This window comes from Motilimonas cestriensis (assembly GCF_021295315.1).
In the GTDB taxonomy this organism is placed as follows: Bacteria; Pseudomonadota; Gammaproteobacteria; order Enterobacterales; family CBDFNC01; genus Motilimonas; species Motilimonas cestriensis.
In genome coordinates, this window is the sequence record NZ_JAIMJA010000002.1 from 38,907 (window position 1) to 53,211 (window position 14,305).

Consider the following 14,305-nt stretch of genomic DNA (forward strand, 5'->3'; position numbering starts at 1 on the left):
TCCGGGCCTTGGCCCTTAATTAGTATTTATTTATGTCTTGGCCAGTAATAAGACCAAGTGATTCAGAGCAAGCCTTAGCGTTCTCTGAATACGTATTCGTTTAATCTTGGTGAGTGCTTAAGCCAAGGCTATGGCATAAGGTCTCAAGTTTGTCCTGCTGGCCTTTGCGTGCCATTTCCGTAAGGGACACAGTCGGCTGATGAATTAACTTATTGGTTAACTTGAATCCTAATTCTCGGATCACCGCTTCTACATCCCCGCCTTGTTGTAATTTAGCCAAGGCTTGGCTAACACAAAGATCGCGAGTTTGTTCGCTGCGCTGGCGGTACTCTCGAATATGATTAACCGACTGCAAAGAGGCCAGCCAAGCCATAAACTCTTTGCTGCGTGCAGTGACGATTCGCTCGGCATCCACCGCCGCTTTTTGCCGCGCTTCCATATTTTGTTCTATGATACCTTGTAAATCGTCCACAGTATAAAGATAAGCATCGTTAAGCTCTGCTACTTCACTTTCAATGTCACGAGGGACAGCAATGTCGACCAGTAACATAGGTTGATGCTTGCGCTGCTTCAATGCTGTTTCCACCGCCCCTTTTCCTAAAATAGGCAAAGGCGCCGCGGTAGAGCTAATAACAATATCGGCCTGCGGTAAATATTGTGGAATATCACCTAACGTGATTGCCTTAGCGCCAAATTGTTCGGACAGTAACTCAGCCCGCTCTATGGTGCGGTTGGCAACAAACATTTTCGCCACATTTTGCTCTACCAAGTGCTTAGCTGCGAGCTCAATGGTTTCGCCTGCACCAATTAACAGCACCTTAGTGTCCGACAGCTCAGAAAAAATTTGCTTAGATAAATTAACGGCCGCATACGCCACAGAGACGGCATTGGCGCCAATATCCGTTTGCGAGCGGATTTGTTTCGCCACCGCAAAGGTATGTTGAAACAACTTATCAAGAATGCGAAAAACCGCGCCAACTTCACGAGACACACCATAAGCTTGTTTAATTTGCCCGAGAATTTGTGGCTCGCCCAGCACTAACGAATCTAAACCGCTGGAAACACGGATCAAGTGGGCAATCGCTTGCTCTTGTTTGTAAATATACAAATAAGGCCTAAGCTCTGCTTTATCAATATGATGAAATTGACATAACCAATCTAATAGCTGCTCTTCATGGCCGGACTCAATATGGCCATATAACTCAGTGCGGTTACAGGTCGATACGATGACCAGTTCATGCAATGGTTCAATGGTTAACGCTTGTTGATGGGCACTCGCCATCGCATCTGGTGCAAAGGCAAGCTTTTCCCTTAGCGCAACAGAAGCCGTTTTATGGTTTATTCCCAAAGCAAACAGTGTCATCTAAATCACTTTATAATTCGCGAGGGCGCAATTTTACGGAAAACTCCCCGTTAATAAAAGGGATTGCTGACTGGTTTTGCTTACTTGGCCTAGCTATACTGGTCCCGCACTTCAAAAAGGGATCAAAATTGAATCAATTACGCTTTTACTTATGCTTTATTATCATGGGCTTGTCAGGTTGCTCCTTGCTTCAGCCGACATCAAAAGAACCGTTACCAGAATTTGCTCAACAAACCCAATTAGCCGAGCTTGACCATTGGCAGATAAAAGGGAAGTTGGCTATTCGCCAAGCAAAACAGAAACCCGTGGCCCTTGATATGCACTGGCAACAGCAAGGAGAACAGTTTCACATTACCTTCACCAAGCTGTTCAAAACCGTGTTAGAAGTCAAGCAGGATAAATTTGGCGCTTGGCTTCGCGACAACAATGGTGAAGAGCACTATGCCGCTGATGCGCAGTTATTGATCCAACATTTAACTGGATGGGTGTTGCCGTTGAATCAAATGCAACAATGGGTAAAAGGCGTCCCCCTTGACGCCACTGCGCAGTTCGATGATCAAGGCAATGTTATTAATATCGATGCCATAGTAGAGCAGCAACCTTGGCACCTCACTTTAGCGGGACACACGCAAAGCCAAGGCCTAACGTTACCGAGCAATCTTAGCCTTAAAAACAATGACAACTTACTGAAACTGAAAATATATGAGTGGACCTTTGAACAACCTTGAGCCAATACGCTGGCCCGCGCCCGCTAAGTTAAACTTATTTTTATATATTAATGGCCAACGCCCTGATGGCTATCACGAATTGCAAACACTGTTTCAATTTGTTGAAAAGGCAGATTATTTAACGATTCAAGCCAATCAAACTGGCCATATCAGTATTGCGCCTGAGAGTGAGATTAAGCTTGAAGATAATCTCATTTATAAAGCAGCTCGCGCATTACAACAATTCAGTGGCACCCCATTTGGCGCGCATATTGACGTTGAAAAAAACTTACCCATGGGTGGTGGCTTGGGCGGCGGGTCTTCCGATGCCGCAACCACCTTAGTGGCACTGAATCAGCAATGGCAGTTAAATTACAGCAATGACATATTAGCTGACATCGGGGTTAAATTAGGCGCAGATGTGCCGATTTTTATTCACGGCCGTACCGCGATTGCAGAAGGTGTCGGCGAGAAACTGACCAGTGTCGAGGTTGCCGAGCCTTGGTATGTTATCGCCGTGCCGCCGGTGCACGTTGCCACCGTCAATGTATTTACCCATAAAGAGCTAATTCGACACACCCCTAAACGCGCCATAGACCAGTTATTACAGGGTTCTTGGCATAATGATTGTGAGCCTTTAGTTAAAAAACAATATCCCGAGGTTGCCAAGGCAATTGACGCCTTGATAGAATACGCGCCGTCGAGATTGACGGGAACGGGCGCATGTGTTTTTGCGACTTGCAATAACCAGCAGCACGCCCAATCAATTTTAGACGCTTGCCCTGCGTGGCTGAACGGATTTGTAACGCAGGGAAGTAATGAGTCTGCTTTATATAAGCAGTTGAAATTGCGAAATAAAAAATAAATCGTCGATATTGTTTTACGCGATTTAAACATCGCTAAAACGTCCAGCGTAAGCTGGTATCACTCTAAACAGGAAGCAACCTGAGGTTCCCCACCGTGCCTGACATGAAGCTGTTCACTGGTAATGCGACGCCAGAACTTGCCCAGAAGATCGCTGACCGCCTTTTCACTAAACTTGGTAGTGCCGAAGTCGGTACTTTCAGCGACGGAGAAATTAGCGTACAAATTAACGAAAATGTACGTGGCGGCGATATCTTTATTATCCAATCTACTTGTGCGCCAACCAACGACAATCTAATGGAATTGATCGTTATGATTGATGCACTGCGTCGTGCATCTGCTGGTCGTATTACAGCTGTTATCCCTTACTTTGGTTACGCGCGTCAAGACCGCCGTGTTCGTTCATCTCGTGTGCCAATTACCGCAAAAGTAGTGGCTGACTTCCTTTCTAGCGTAGGTGTTGACCGCGTGATGACTGTGGACTTACACGCTGAACAAATTCAAGGCTTCTTTGATGTACCAGTAGACAACGTATTTGGTAGCCCTGTGCTACTTGAAGATATGTTAAACAAAAAACTGGTTAACCCGGTTGTTGTTTCCCCGGACATCGGTGGCGTAGTGCGTGCTCGTGCGCATGCTAAGTTACTTGATGATGCAGATCTTGCTATCATTGATAAGCGCCGTCCAAAAGCCAACGTGGCTCAAGTAATGCACCTTATTGGTGAAGTTGAAGGCCGTGATTGTATTATTGTTGATGATATGATCGATACGGGTGGCACGTTATGCCAAGCAGCAAAAGCATTGAAAGACCGTGGTGCTAAACGTGTATTTGCATACGCAACTCACGCGGTATTCTCTGGTAATGCAGCGAAAAACATTGCTGAATCAGTAATTGATGAAGTGATAGTTACTGACTCTATTCCACTTTCACCAGAAATGGCGAAACTGGATAAAGTGACGCAACTAACACTCAGTGCGATGCTGGCTGAAGCGATCCGTCGCGTCAGTAACGAAGAGTCAATCTCGGCGATGTTCCATCACTAAGTTAAACAAATTTTCACCCTAACTGACATTAACTGCAGTTAGTGTAAAAAACAGTTTGAGAAAAAGGCGCTGCCACGTTAACATGGCGCGCCTTTTTTTTATGGCGTTTTTAGGCTGGTCGCAAGCCTAGAAGCAATTATTATTTATTGGAGAAATACTATGTCAACTATCACTCTTAACGCTGAAGTGCGTGCAGATTTAGGGAAAGGTGCGAGCCGCCGCCTACGTCACGCAGATAAAGTACCAGCGATCCTTTACGGAGCAGGTCAAGAAGCAGTATCACTAACTTTGTCTCACAACTCAGTGATCAAAGTAAACGATGTAGAAGCTTTTTACACTAGCGTTATCACGCTAAATGTTGACGGTAAAGAAGTACAAGCAGTACTAAAAGACATCCAACGTCACCCGTTCAAGCCAAAAATCCAACACTTAGATTTCTTACGTGTTGATGCTACACAAAAACTACAAACTGTATTGCCACTTCACTTTATCAACGAAGACACAGCGGCATCAGTTAAAGCGGGCGGCGTGTTAGCTAAAACTGCACACGAAGTTGAAGTTAGCTGTCTACCTGGCGCACTACCTGAGTTCATCGAAGTTGATGTTAACGAGATTGAACTAGGCCAAACTATTCACATTTCAGATCTAAAACTACCTGAAGGCGTTGAATCAGTTGAACTAGCTAAAGGTGCAGACCACGACCAGGCCGTTGCTACTGTAGCAACAGCTAAAGGCGCGGCGAGCGCAGAAGAGGAAGCTGCTGAATAATCGTGACGACGAATATTAAGTTGCTTGTGGGCCTGGCTAATCCAGGCCCCGAATATCAACACACTCGACATAACGCTGGCGCTTGGTTTATTGAAGAACTCGCGCGATACCATCATACCCAACTCAAACCGGAAGCTAAGTTCTTTGGCTTAACGGGTCGTATTCAGCTCGAAAACCAAGATATCCGCCTACTTATTCCCACTACGTTTATGAATCTCAGCGGCAAAGCGATTGTTGCCATGGCTAACTTTTATCGCGTCGCACCCGAAGAAATCTTAGTGGCACATGATGAAATGGACATGCCTCCAGGGGTGGCCAAATTTAAATTAGGTGGTGGTCATGGCGGTCATAACGGATTACGCGATACCATCAATAAGTTGGGCAATAATAAAAATTTTTATCGTTTACGAATTGGCATTGGTCATCCCGGTCATAAAGACAAAGTAACCGGCTATGTATTAGGGAAAGCGCCAATACATGAGCAAGCTTTGATAGAGAGCGTGGTTGATGAAGCGGTTCGGACAACGAATATACTGGCAAAAGACGGCATTGCGAAAGCGATGAATCGACTTCACAGCTTCAAAGCAGAATAATTTAAGGTAAACACTCATGGGTTTTAAATGTGGCATCGTTGGTCTTCCTAATGTAGGTAAATCAACTCTTTTTAATGCATTAACACAAGCAGGCATCGAAGCGGCTAACTTTCCTTTTTGTACGATTGAGCCAAACACAGGCGTTGTACCTGTGCCTGACTTACGCCTTGACGCCCTATCTGAGATCGTAAAGCCACAACGCGTGATCCCAACATCAATGGAATTTGTTGATATTGCGGGCCTCGTCGCTGGTGCATCGAAAGGCGAAGGCTTAGGTAATAAGTTTCTTGCTAACATTCGTGAAACAGATGCCATTGGCCATGTTGTACGTTGCTTTGAGAATGACAATATTGTTCATGTTACGGGTAAAGTAGACCCAGCTGATGATATCGATACTATCAATACTGAATTAGCCCTAGCTGATTTAGACAGCTGTGAAAAAGCCTTGATCCGCGTAGCGAAAAAAGCCAAAGGCGGCGACCAAGATGCTAAATTTGAAATCACCGTGCTTGAAAAAATTAAGGCGCACCTTGAAGAAGGTGAAATGATCCGTAGCCTAGGCCTAGAAAAAGAAGAAACAGCTGCCGTTGCGTACATGAACTTCCTCACAGGTAAGCCCACCATGTACATCGCTAACGTCAATGATGATGGCTTTGAAAACAACCCTTACCTAGATATCGTTAGAGCCATTGCAGAAAAAGAAAATGCCGTTGTGGTAGCAGTGTGCGCTGAAATCGAAAATGAAATCGCTGAGCTAGACGAAGACGAGAAAAAAGAGTTCATGGATGAGATGGGCCTAGAAGAGCCTGGTCTAAACCGCGTTATTCGCAGCGGCTATGAGCTATTAGAGCTGCAAACCTACTTTACTGCAGGTGTAAAAGAAGTGCGCGCTTGGACCTTCCCGAAAGGCTCTACCGCGCCGCAGGCTGCTGGTAAGATCCATACCGACTTTGAAAAAGGCTTTATCCGCGCAGAAATTATTGGCTACGACGATTACATCCAATTTAAGGGTGAGTCAGGCGCCAAAGAAGCAGGTAAATGGCGCCAAGAAGGTAAAACGTACGTCGTTAAAGATGGTGACGTAATTCACTTTTTGTTTAACGTGTAAATAGCAATAAGCCGAACTATCAAGCCTCGCACTGCGAGGCTTTTTTGTATCTGGAATAAACCGATTAACAAATCACCAAACTGGCAGGCTAGCGTTTAATTTATAAGCACACAGAAGAAAACTCGCTTTTTTTTACTAAAAAACTATTGACGCTTAGCGCCAGTATCAGCATAATGCGCCCCGCAACGACGAACAGGGCTTCAAAACCTTGAACGAAATAGCATGGCTACATAGCTCAGCTGGTTAGAGCACATCACTCATAATGATGGGGTCCCAAGTTCAAATCTCGGTGTAGCCACCAATTTTCTTCTAGCCTAGGCAAAAAGAAAGATGCGGAAGTGGTGAAATTGGTAGACACGCTAGATTTAGGTTCTAGTGCCGCAAGGTGTGAGAGTTCAAGTCTCTCCTTCCGCACCATTTATTAGAAGCTAAGCTTTTAATAAACATCAAAGTAAATAACTTTGATCCGTGTGAGATTATTACACGTAAAACTCAAAAATAGGGATATCGCCAAGCGGTAAGGCACCGGGTTTTGATCTCGGCATTCTGAGGTTCAAATCCTCATATCCCTGCCAAATTCTGATTAAATGATTAATATCATTAAATCAAAAACGTACAACAGGGATATCGCCAAGCGGTAAGGCACCGGGTTTTGATCTCGGCATTCTGAGGTTCAAATCCTCATATCCCTGCCAATTTATTCTGAGAGTTCACTTTCAGACTAAAGCAAAAAAGAATGGCTACATAGCTCAGCTGGTTAGAGCACATCACTCATAATGATGGGGTCCCAAGTTCAAATCTCGGTGTAGCCACCATTCTTTCTTTGCACTGCGGAAGTGGTGAAATTGGTAGACACGCTAGATTTAGGTTCTAGTGCCGCAAGGTGTGAGAGTTCAAGTCTCTCCTTCCGCACCATTTAGTGTCACCCTCTAAAGCTTATCTATAGCCAGCTTCAGCATATTTCAGTCACATCAAAAATCATCTTAGCGTTTTATATACCCAATCAACTCATTTTTTATTTCAAAACAACGACAGACCTTATAGGCCCATCGCGTACTTCATCACTTTATTTTTTATTGGCCCTGAATGTTGCGCCAAGGTAAGTCCTAATTCACGCAGTGACTTAATCCCAGGCAACCGACTACTAAAGCCTTTATAAAACACATCCATTGCCGTTTGCATCAGTAAATTGTCACCACGGCGTTGTTGTTGATAAGCCGCTAATGCTTGTTTTTTATCAGATGGCGATGCCAATGTACTCGCATTTACTACGCCCACTAAAGCGACCACATCTTTAAAGCCAAGGTTAACCCCCTGCCCTGCTAATGGGTTGATGGTATGAGCGGCATCCCCAATCAACACCACACTATCAGCATAATAAGCTTGGGCATGTTGGCGAGTTAATGGAAATGCGGCGGCTTGTAACACTTCAAAATCAAAATCTAGTTGCGCAAACTCAGCTAAAATTGCTTTTTTTAGTTCTGGTTTAGAAAGCTGAGATAAACGACGAATATCTGCTGTTTGATGATACCAAGCTAACGACGCTTGATTTCCAGCTAGGGGTAAAAATGCTCTTGGTCCAGTGGGAACAAATTCTTGCCAAGTTATATCTTGCTGGGCCTGTGCCATCTCAATGTTAATCAGCATACATTGCTGGCGATAATCCCAAGCCGTCAAGCCAATACCGGCATGTTGACGGCAAAAAGACTGCCCGCCATCGGCAGCTATCAGCAGTTGAGTGTGCCATTGCTCACCACTCGCCAGTGTCACTTCTACTCCAGCGCTATTATTTTCAAAGCGCAGAATTTGTTCTGGGTTAAGTACTGTTATCGATGGCTGCTCTGCCATGGCTTGCCATAATGCCGTTTGCACCACGTTATTTTCCACGATATAGCCTAGTACATCAGCGCCAATATCACTGGCATTAAAGGTGAGCGCCTTGCCACCTTGCTGCTGCGTCGACAAACGTCGATAGGGGCACAAACGCATACTGGCTATGGCATCCCACCCCCCAGCTTGCTGTAATAAAGACTGGCTGGCCGCGCTTAGCGCCGACACACGTAAATCCATCACTTGCTCAGGAGCAAAGCTCGGCGCGGTTGCCGCTTCCACCAAGGTCACTTGAATACCTTGCTTGGCCAGCATCAAGGCGGTTGTCGCCCCCACCATGCCGCCACCATTAATCATCACTTGAGTCGTCTTCATCACAGCCTCTGACACTGTCTCAACTTTATTATTTGGCGCTATCTTAACGAAAATAAGCGCTTGCATAAATGCGTAAGATCGCCCTGCATACTTTTTACACTTATCAGCTAGCAAGGCCAGACCGAAATCAGTAGAATGTGTCCTCTTTTTTAGTTGTCCAGTTGATAGAGCAGTTGCAGCACATGAGCAAAAAACTTCATATAAAAACTTGGGGCTGTCAGATGAATGAATATGATTCATCAAAAATGGCAGATCTATTAGACGCCACCCATGGTTACACCTTAACGGAAGAGCCAGCCGAGGCGGATGTATTGCTACTCAATACCTGCTCAATTCGTGAAAAAGCCCAAGAAAAAGTATTCCACCAACTTGGTCGCTGGAAAAATCTAAAAGAAGCAAAGCCCGGCTTAGTGATTGGGGTTGGCGGTTGTGTCGCCTCGCAAGAAGGTAAGGCCATTCGTGAGCGTGCGCCATACGTAGACATCGTATTTGGTCCACAGACCTTACATCGCCTACCTGAAATGATTAAGAAAGTGCAAACCGAAGACAACTCGTCGGTGGTGGATGTCTCTTTTCCTGAAATTGAAAAATTTGACCGCTTGCCAGAGCCGAGAGCGGAAGGGGCCAGCGCATTTGTTTCAATTATGGAAGGCTGCTCGAAATACTGTACTTTCTGCGTGGTGCCTTATACCCGCGGTGAAGAAGTCAGTCGTCCTCTTGATGACGTACTGTACGAAATCGCGCAATTAGCCGAACAAGGCGTGCGTGAAGTCAACTTACTCGGTCAAAACGTAAACGCGTATCGCGGCGCGACGTTTGATGACCAAATTTGTAGCTTTGCAGAATTACTGCGTTACGTTGCCGCTATTGACGGCATTGATCGCATTCGTTACACCACCAGTCATCCGATTGAGTTCACTGATGATATCGTAGAAGTGTATGCCGACACCCCTGAGGTCGTCAGCTTTTTACACCTACCGGTGCAAAGTGGCGCCGACCGTATCTTAAACTTGATGAAGCGTGGTCATACTGCTATCGAGTACAAATCGACTATTCGTAAGTTGCGTAAAGCGCGCCCTGATATCACTATCAGCTCTGACTTCATCATTGGCTTCCCTGGCGAAACTCAAGAAGACTTTGAGCAAACCATGAAGCTGATTAGCGATGTAAACTTTGATCACAGCTTTAGCTTTATTTACAGTGCCCGTCCCGGTACCCCTGCCGCCGACTTACCTGATGATGTGTCAGAAGACGAGAAAAAGCAGCGTCTTTATATTTTGCAAGATCGCATCAACCAGCAAGCGATGCAAATTAGCCGCCAAATGCTGAATACCACGCAACGCATTTTGGTTGAAGGACCATCGAAAAAGAATCCATTAGAGCTGCGTGGTCGTACTGAGAACAACCGCGTGGTTAACTTCGAAGCGTCGCACAAGTTCATAGGTCAATTTGTTGATGTCAACATCGTCGACGTATACGCTAACTCATTACGCGGTGAATTTATTCGCGGTGAAGACGAAATGAATCTTCGTGAATCGATTCGCCCCGCCGACATTATTCGTAAAAACCCAAACCACACAGACCATTTAGGTGTGGGTTCTTTTACACCAAATTAGAGAGTTAATATTGAGCACTACACTAGAAAAAATTGAATTTGCCTTAGCCCCCGCTGATCCTGAGCGCCTCGCTAACCTTTGTGGCCCGTTTGATGACAACATTAAACAAATTGAGCGCCGTTTAGGGGTTGAGATTACTTATCGCAACCACGACGTTAAAGTCGTGGGCAAGGCGCTAAATGCCAATGCAGCCCGTACTATTATCAAGCAACTTTATATTGAGACTCAGCCGGTAAAAGGCAAAGCCGCCGATATCTTGCCTGATCAAGTGCACTTAGCAATTCAAGAGTCAAAAGTGTTAGAGCAAGGCGCCCACGAACAAGCGTCTTTTCATAAAACCATTAATATCAAAACCAAACGTGGTGTGGTTAAGCCTCGTGGTGAAAACCAAACTAACTACGTGACTAATATTTTAACTAATGACATTAGTTTTGGTATTGGTCCTGCGGGCACCGGTAAAACCTACCTTGCTGTTGCTTGCGCAGTTGATGCGCTAGAGCGCCAAGAAGTTCGCCGTATTTTGCTCACTCGCCCCGCGGTAGAAGCGGGTGAAAAATTGGGCTTTTTACCGGGTGATTTATCACAAAAGGTCGATCCCTACTTGCGCCCTTTATATGACGCACTATTTGAAATGCTCGGCTTTGAAAAAGTAGAGCGTTTAATTGAGCGTAACGTGATTGAAATCGCTCCCCTCGCCTATATGCGTGGCCGCACCCTCAATGATGCCTTCGTTATTTTAGATGAAAGCCAAAATACCACCGTTGAACAAATGAAAATGTTCTTAACTCGTATCGGTTTTAATACCAAAGCGGTGGTCACGGGTGACATTACGCAAGTAGACTTGCCGCGTCATATTAAATCAGGCCTGCGCCACGCCATTGAAGTACTGCCGAACGTAGAAGAAATTGGCTTCAGCTTTTTCCAAGCAGAAGACGTAGTGCGTCATCCTGTTGTCGCAAGAATCGTGCAAGCTTATGAAGCTTTTGAGCAGCATGAGCAAGCCCAAGAGCTCGCCATTAAACGCAAGCGTGAAGCAGCAAGAGCAGCTAAGGCGGAGGAAAATCATGGCAGTGATTCTTGATTTACAACTGGCTTGTAACGATGAAAGTCATTTACCTAGCTTCGAAAACATTGAAACTTGGCTAAATGCCACCATATCGTTAGAAGAGGCCGAGCTGACGGTTAGAATTGTTGACAATCAAGAGAGCCAACAACTAAATTGTGACTATCGTGGAAAAGATAAACCAACCAACGTGTTATCTTTTCCCTTTGAAGCGCCGCCAGGCATCGAATTACCGTTACTTGGCGACCTTATAGTTTGTAAACAAGTGGTTGAACAAGAAGCAACAGAGCAAGGTAAGCCATTGATGGCCCATTGGGCACATATGCTAGTTCACGGTAGCTTACACTTGCTAGGTTATGACCATATTGATGATGACGAAGCCGAAGAAATGGAAGGATTAGAAACCCAGATCATGCAACAACTTGGTTTTGTCGACCCCTATATTAGTGAAAAGGAAGAAAAATAAGCATGAGTGACGATATTCCCCAGCCCAACGGTTCTGCTAAAAAGAGCTGGTTAAATAAATTCAGTCAGCTATTCCAAGCAGAACCGAAGAGTCAGGAAGATCTTGTTGGCGTTATTCAAGATGCCAACCAACGTGACTTAATTGATCAAAATACCGCTGAAATGATCGAAGGGGTATTAGATGTATCAAAAATGCGCGTAAGGGATATTATGATCCCTCGCTCACAAATGGTCACCATAGAAAAGAGCCAATCCGTAGAATCTTTTCTGCCCATCGTTATTGAATCAGCCCACTCGCGCTTTCCCGTTATCAATGAAGATAAAGATCATATCGAAGGCATTATGCTAGCCAAAGATTTGATCAGCTACGGTTTTTCTAAACAGCATGAAGACTTTTCTTTAGCTCAAATTTTGCGCCCTGCTGTGGTAGTGCCAGAAAGTAAACGTTTGGATAAACTACTGAAAGAGTTTCGCTCTGAACGTTATCACATGGCCATCGTGGTGGATGAATACGGCGGCGTGTCAGGTTTGGTCACGATTGAAGATATTTTAGAGTTGATCGTGGGTGAAATTGAAGATGAAACCGACGCAGAAGACGATAATCAGGCGGATATTCGTAAAATTAGCAAACGCCATTATTCGGTGCGCGCATTAACGCCAATTGAAGACTTTAACGATGAGTTTAAAGTTAAGTTTGCCGATGATGAGCAAGATACTATCGGTGGCATGGTCATGCATGCTTTTGGTCACTTACCCGCTCGAGGTGAAAGCATTGAAATTGATGGTTTTACTTTTAAAGTCGTTAGTGCTGATAAACGTCGCTTGATCCAGCTGCAGGTAAAGTTACCCGAGGAAGTGTCAGAGTCCTTAGCTGAGTCAGAATAATCCTTGCTATGGCTACTTACAGGTAGCCATTTTTTAAGTGAACAATAAACGTGAACAAATCCAATCCTTGGCTTCAATACCTATGCGCCTTCTTGCTAGGTAGTATCGCTCCCCTTGCATTTGCCCCCTATTCCTTATGGCCTGTTATTTTTGTTAGTTTAACGGTTTTTTTATTCCTCATTGATGGCCGCAGCGCAAAAATGGGGGCAAAACTGGGTTTCAGCTATGCCATGGGCATGTATGCCTTTGGCATCACTTGGATCCACGTCAGTATGGATTTATTTGGCGGCATGCCGGCAGTGGCTACTTGGGCACTAATGGCGCTGCTTTGCGCCTATCTCGCCATCTTTACCCTGCTCACAGGCTATGTCGCGCAACGCTTTAAAGTCTCTTTAAAGTGGCAGTATTGGCTTTTAATGCCCGTTACTTGGCTCATTTTTGATTGGCTTCGCGGCCACTTTATGACCGGTTTTCCTTGGCTTTGGCTAGGATACAGTCAAATTGATTCGCCTCTTGCAGGCTTTGCGCCCATTTTTGGCGTGCAAGGGATCACCCTCGCAATCTTATTAATTTGTGGCTCTTTGGTGATAGCCATCAAGAGCAAAACTTGGCTTTGGCCAGCAAGCTTAATTGCCGCGCTGTTCGCAGTCGGCGGTTATTTAAACAATCAAACCTTCACGCAGCCTTTGCCCGTCGCAAAAGTGGCATTAGTACAAGGCAATATCGACCAAAACTTAAAGTGGCAAGATGAACAACTTTGGCCTTCCCTAAAGCTTTACTACGAACTAAGCCAAATCCAAGAGCCACTCGATTTAATCATTTGGCCAGAATCTGCGATTGCCGCCCTCGAGCTAAATGTTGAGCCTTACTTAGTCAGGCTCAATCAAGACATGAATGACAGAGGCACCAGCTTAATTACTGGGATTATCGAGTACCGGAAAGCCGAAAAAACTTACTACAACACCCTTATCGCATTGGGCGATACGCCCCTCGAACACGATTATGAGCCTAACCACATTAATCGCTACGCCAAACATCACTTATTACCGATTGGCGAGTTTGTCCCCTTTGAAGATTGGCTGCGCCCACTTGCCCCCTACTTTGATTTACCCATGTCATCGTTCAATCGTGGCGACTATGTGCAAAGCAATTTATTAACTAAAAAGAATAAAATTGCCCCCGCAATTTGCTATGAGATAGCGTACTCTGAGCAACTTAGGCAAAACATTCTCGACGATACCAGTATGATTTTAACCGTGAGCAACGACGCTTGGTTTGGCGACTCAAATGGCCCACATCAGCATTTAGAAATTGCCCAAATGCGCGCCTTAGAATTTGGCCGTCCAGTGTTGCGCGCAACCAATACCGGCATCACCGCCTTTATCGATCATCATGGCAACATTACCTCGCGTGCCGATCAATTTAAAACCCAAGTGATCACGCAAGACGTGGTGCCCATGACCGGACAAACCCCATATGGCCGTATTGGTTCATGGCCACTTATTGTTTGGGTCTGCAGTATATTCAGCTTATGTATTTGGCGTCATTTTCGCGTTGAACAAAAAATTAGCGGATAATTCAACCTCAATTCAGCCAAAAGGTCACAAGCCTTTTTGGCTGAGCC

13 protein-coding genes and 6 tRNA genes are annotated in these 14,305 nt (G+C 45.1%); 17 read left to right on the forward strand and 2 right to left on the reverse strand.

Going from position 1 to position 14,305, the window contains the following annotated elements; translation table 11 throughout:
* Positions 1-100: 100 nt before the first annotated feature.
* Positions 101-1,363, reverse strand: coding sequence for a glutamyl-tRNA reductase (hemA, locus tag K6Y31_RS01880; protein ID WP_233051171.1), 1,263 nt, complete (start codon positions 1,361-1,363; stop codon positions 101-103).
* Positions 1,364-1,491: 128 nt separating this feature from the next.
* Here hemA and lolB point away from each other — a divergent pair, with 128 nt between their 5' ends.
* The 12 genes from lolB to K6Y31_RS01940 all read left to right on the forward strand — a co-directional run bounded on the left by lolB (position 1,492) and on the right by K6Y31_RS01940 (position 7,362).
* Positions 1,492-2,091: a lipoprotein insertase outer membrane protein LolB gene (gene lolB, locus K6Y31_RS01885; RefSeq protein ID WP_233051172.1), complete on the forward strand. Its 600-nt coding sequence runs from the start codon at positions 1,492-1,494 to the stop codon at positions 2,089-2,091.
* The gene (gene ispE, locus K6Y31_RS01890) at positions 2,066-2,935 is read left to right on the forward strand and encodes a 4-(cytidine 5'-diphospho)-2-C-methyl-D-erythritol kinase (protein WP_233051173.1); all 870 of its coding nucleotides are present in this window, start codon (positions 2,066-2,068) and stop codon (positions 2,933-2,935) included. Before lolB ends, ispE begins: the two co-directional genes overlap by 26 nt.
* Positions 2,936-3,030: 95 nt before the next feature.
* Positions 3,031-3,978: a ribose-phosphate pyrophosphokinase gene (locus K6Y31_RS01895; protein ID WP_233051174.1), complete on the forward strand. Its 948-nt coding sequence runs from the start codon at positions 3,031-3,033 to the stop codon at positions 3,976-3,978.
* A 159-nt stretch (positions 3,979-4,137) separates the two neighbouring features.
* Positions 4,138-4,746, forward strand: coding sequence for a 50S ribosomal protein L25/general stress protein Ctc (locus tag K6Y31_RS01900; RefSeq protein ID WP_233051175.1), 609 nt, complete (start codon positions 4,138-4,140; stop codon positions 4,744-4,746).
* A 2-nt stretch (positions 4,747-4,748) separates the two neighbouring features.
* On the forward strand, positions 4,749-5,339 hold the full coding sequence (pth, locus tag K6Y31_RS01905; protein ID WP_233051176.1) for an aminoacyl-tRNA hydrolase: 591 nt from the start codon (positions 4,749-4,751) through the stop codon (positions 5,337-5,339).
* A gap of 16 nt (positions 5,340-5,355) precedes the next feature.
* Entirely contained in the window at positions 5,356-6,447 is a 1,092-nt protein-coding gene (gene ychF, locus K6Y31_RS01910) for a redox-regulated ATPase YchF (RefSeq protein WP_233051177.1), read from the forward strand.
* A 224-nt stretch (positions 6,448-6,671) separates the two neighbouring features.
* A tRNA-Met gene (locus K6Y31_RS01915) sits at positions 6,672-6,748 on the forward strand.
* A 31-nt stretch (positions 6,749-6,779) separates the two neighbouring features.
* Positions 6,780-6,864 (forward strand) — tRNA-Leu (locus tag K6Y31_RS01920).
* An 83-nt stretch (positions 6,865-6,947) separates the two neighbouring features.
* Positions 6,948-7,022 (forward strand) — tRNA-Gln (locus tag K6Y31_RS01925).
* Positions 7,023-7,067: 45 nt separating this feature from the next.
* Positions 7,068-7,142, forward strand: a tRNA-Gln gene (locus tag K6Y31_RS01930).
* A 43-nt stretch (positions 7,143-7,185) separates the two neighbouring features.
* Positions 7,186-7,262: transfer RNA gene (locus K6Y31_RS01935), tRNA-Met, on the forward strand.
* A gap of 15 nt (positions 7,263-7,277) precedes the next feature.
* A tRNA-Leu gene (locus K6Y31_RS01940) sits at positions 7,278-7,362 on the forward strand.
* A 123-nt stretch (positions 7,363-7,485) separates the two neighbouring features.
* Here K6Y31_RS01940 and K6Y31_RS01945 read toward each other — a convergent pair.
* Complete coding sequence (locus tag K6Y31_RS01945; protein WP_233051178.1) at positions 7,486-8,652, reverse strand: FAD-dependent oxidoreductase; 1,167 nt, start codon at positions 8,650-8,652, stop codon at positions 7,486-7,488.
* A 182-nt stretch (positions 8,653-8,834) separates the two neighbouring features.
* Here K6Y31_RS01945 and miaB point away from each other — a divergent pair, with 182 nt between their 5' ends.
* The 5 genes from miaB to lnt are packed head-to-tail and all read left to right on the forward strand — an operon-like array spanning position 8,835 to position 14,258.
* A complete protein-coding gene (gene miaB / locus K6Y31_RS01950; RefSeq protein ID WP_233051179.1) occupies positions 8,835-10,268 on the forward strand; it encodes a tRNA (N6-isopentenyl adenosine(37)-C2)-methylthiotransferase MiaB in 1,434 nt (477 codons plus the stop codon).
* 10 nt (positions 10,269-10,278) lie between these two features.
* Positions 10,279-11,349 carry a PhoH family protein gene (locus tag K6Y31_RS01955; RefSeq protein ID WP_233051180.1) on the forward strand — a complete coding sequence of 357 codons (1,071 nt, stop codon included), beginning with the start codon at positions 10,279-10,281 and terminating at the stop codon, positions 11,347-11,349.
* Positions 11,333-11,797, forward strand: a complete 465-nt coding sequence (gene ybeY, locus K6Y31_RS01960; RefSeq protein WP_233051181.1) for an rRNA maturation RNase YbeY — start codon at positions 11,333-11,335, stop codon at positions 11,795-11,797. Before K6Y31_RS01955 ends, ybeY begins: the two co-directional genes overlap by 17 nt.
* A 2-nt stretch (positions 11,798-11,799) precedes the next feature.
* Positions 11,800-12,681, forward strand: a complete 882-nt coding sequence (corC, locus tag K6Y31_RS01965; protein ID WP_233051182.1) for a CNNM family magnesium/cobalt transport protein CorC — start codon at positions 11,800-11,802, stop codon at positions 12,679-12,681.
* 50 nt (positions 12,682-12,731) lie between these two features.
* Complete coding sequence (gene lnt, locus K6Y31_RS01970) at positions 12,732-14,258, forward strand: apolipoprotein N-acyltransferase (protein ID WP_233051183.1); 1,527 nt, start codon at positions 12,732-12,734, stop codon at positions 14,256-14,258.
* The last annotated feature ends 47 nt before the right edge of the window (positions 14,259-14,305 follow it).

Excerpts from the sequence above, each read along its gene's own strand:
- ispE (WP_233051173.1), top strand. The coding sequence starts at position 2,066 with ATGAGTGGACCTTTGAACAACCTTGAGCCAATACGCTGGCCCGCGCCC.
- K6Y31_RS01945 (WP_233051178.1), bottom strand. The coding sequence starts at position 8,652 with ATGAAGACGACTCAAGTGATGATTAATGGTGGCGGCATGGTGGGGGCG.
- ybeY (WP_233051181.1), top strand. The coding sequence starts at position 11,333 with ATGGCAGTGATTCTTGATTTACAACTGGCTTGTAACGATGAAAGTCAT.
- corC (WP_233051182.1), top strand. The coding sequence starts at position 11,800 with ATGAGTGACGATATTCCCCAGCCCAACGGTTCTGCTAAAAAGAGCTGG.
- K6Y31_RS01900 (WP_233051175.1), top strand. The coding sequence starts at position 4,138 with ATGTCAACTATCACTCTTAACGCTGAAGTGCGTGCAGATTTAGGGAAA.
- ychF (WP_233051177.1), top strand. The coding sequence starts at position 5,356 with ATGGGTTTTAAATGTGGCATCGTTGGTCTTCCTAATGTAGGTAAATCA.
- hemA (WP_233051171.1), bottom strand. The coding sequence starts at position 1,363 with ATGACACTGTTTGCTTTGGGAATAAACCATAAAACGGCTTCTGTTGCG.
- miaB (WP_233051179.1), top strand. The coding sequence starts at position 8,835 with ATGAGCAAAAAACTTCATATAAAAACTTGGGGCTGTCAGATGAATGAA.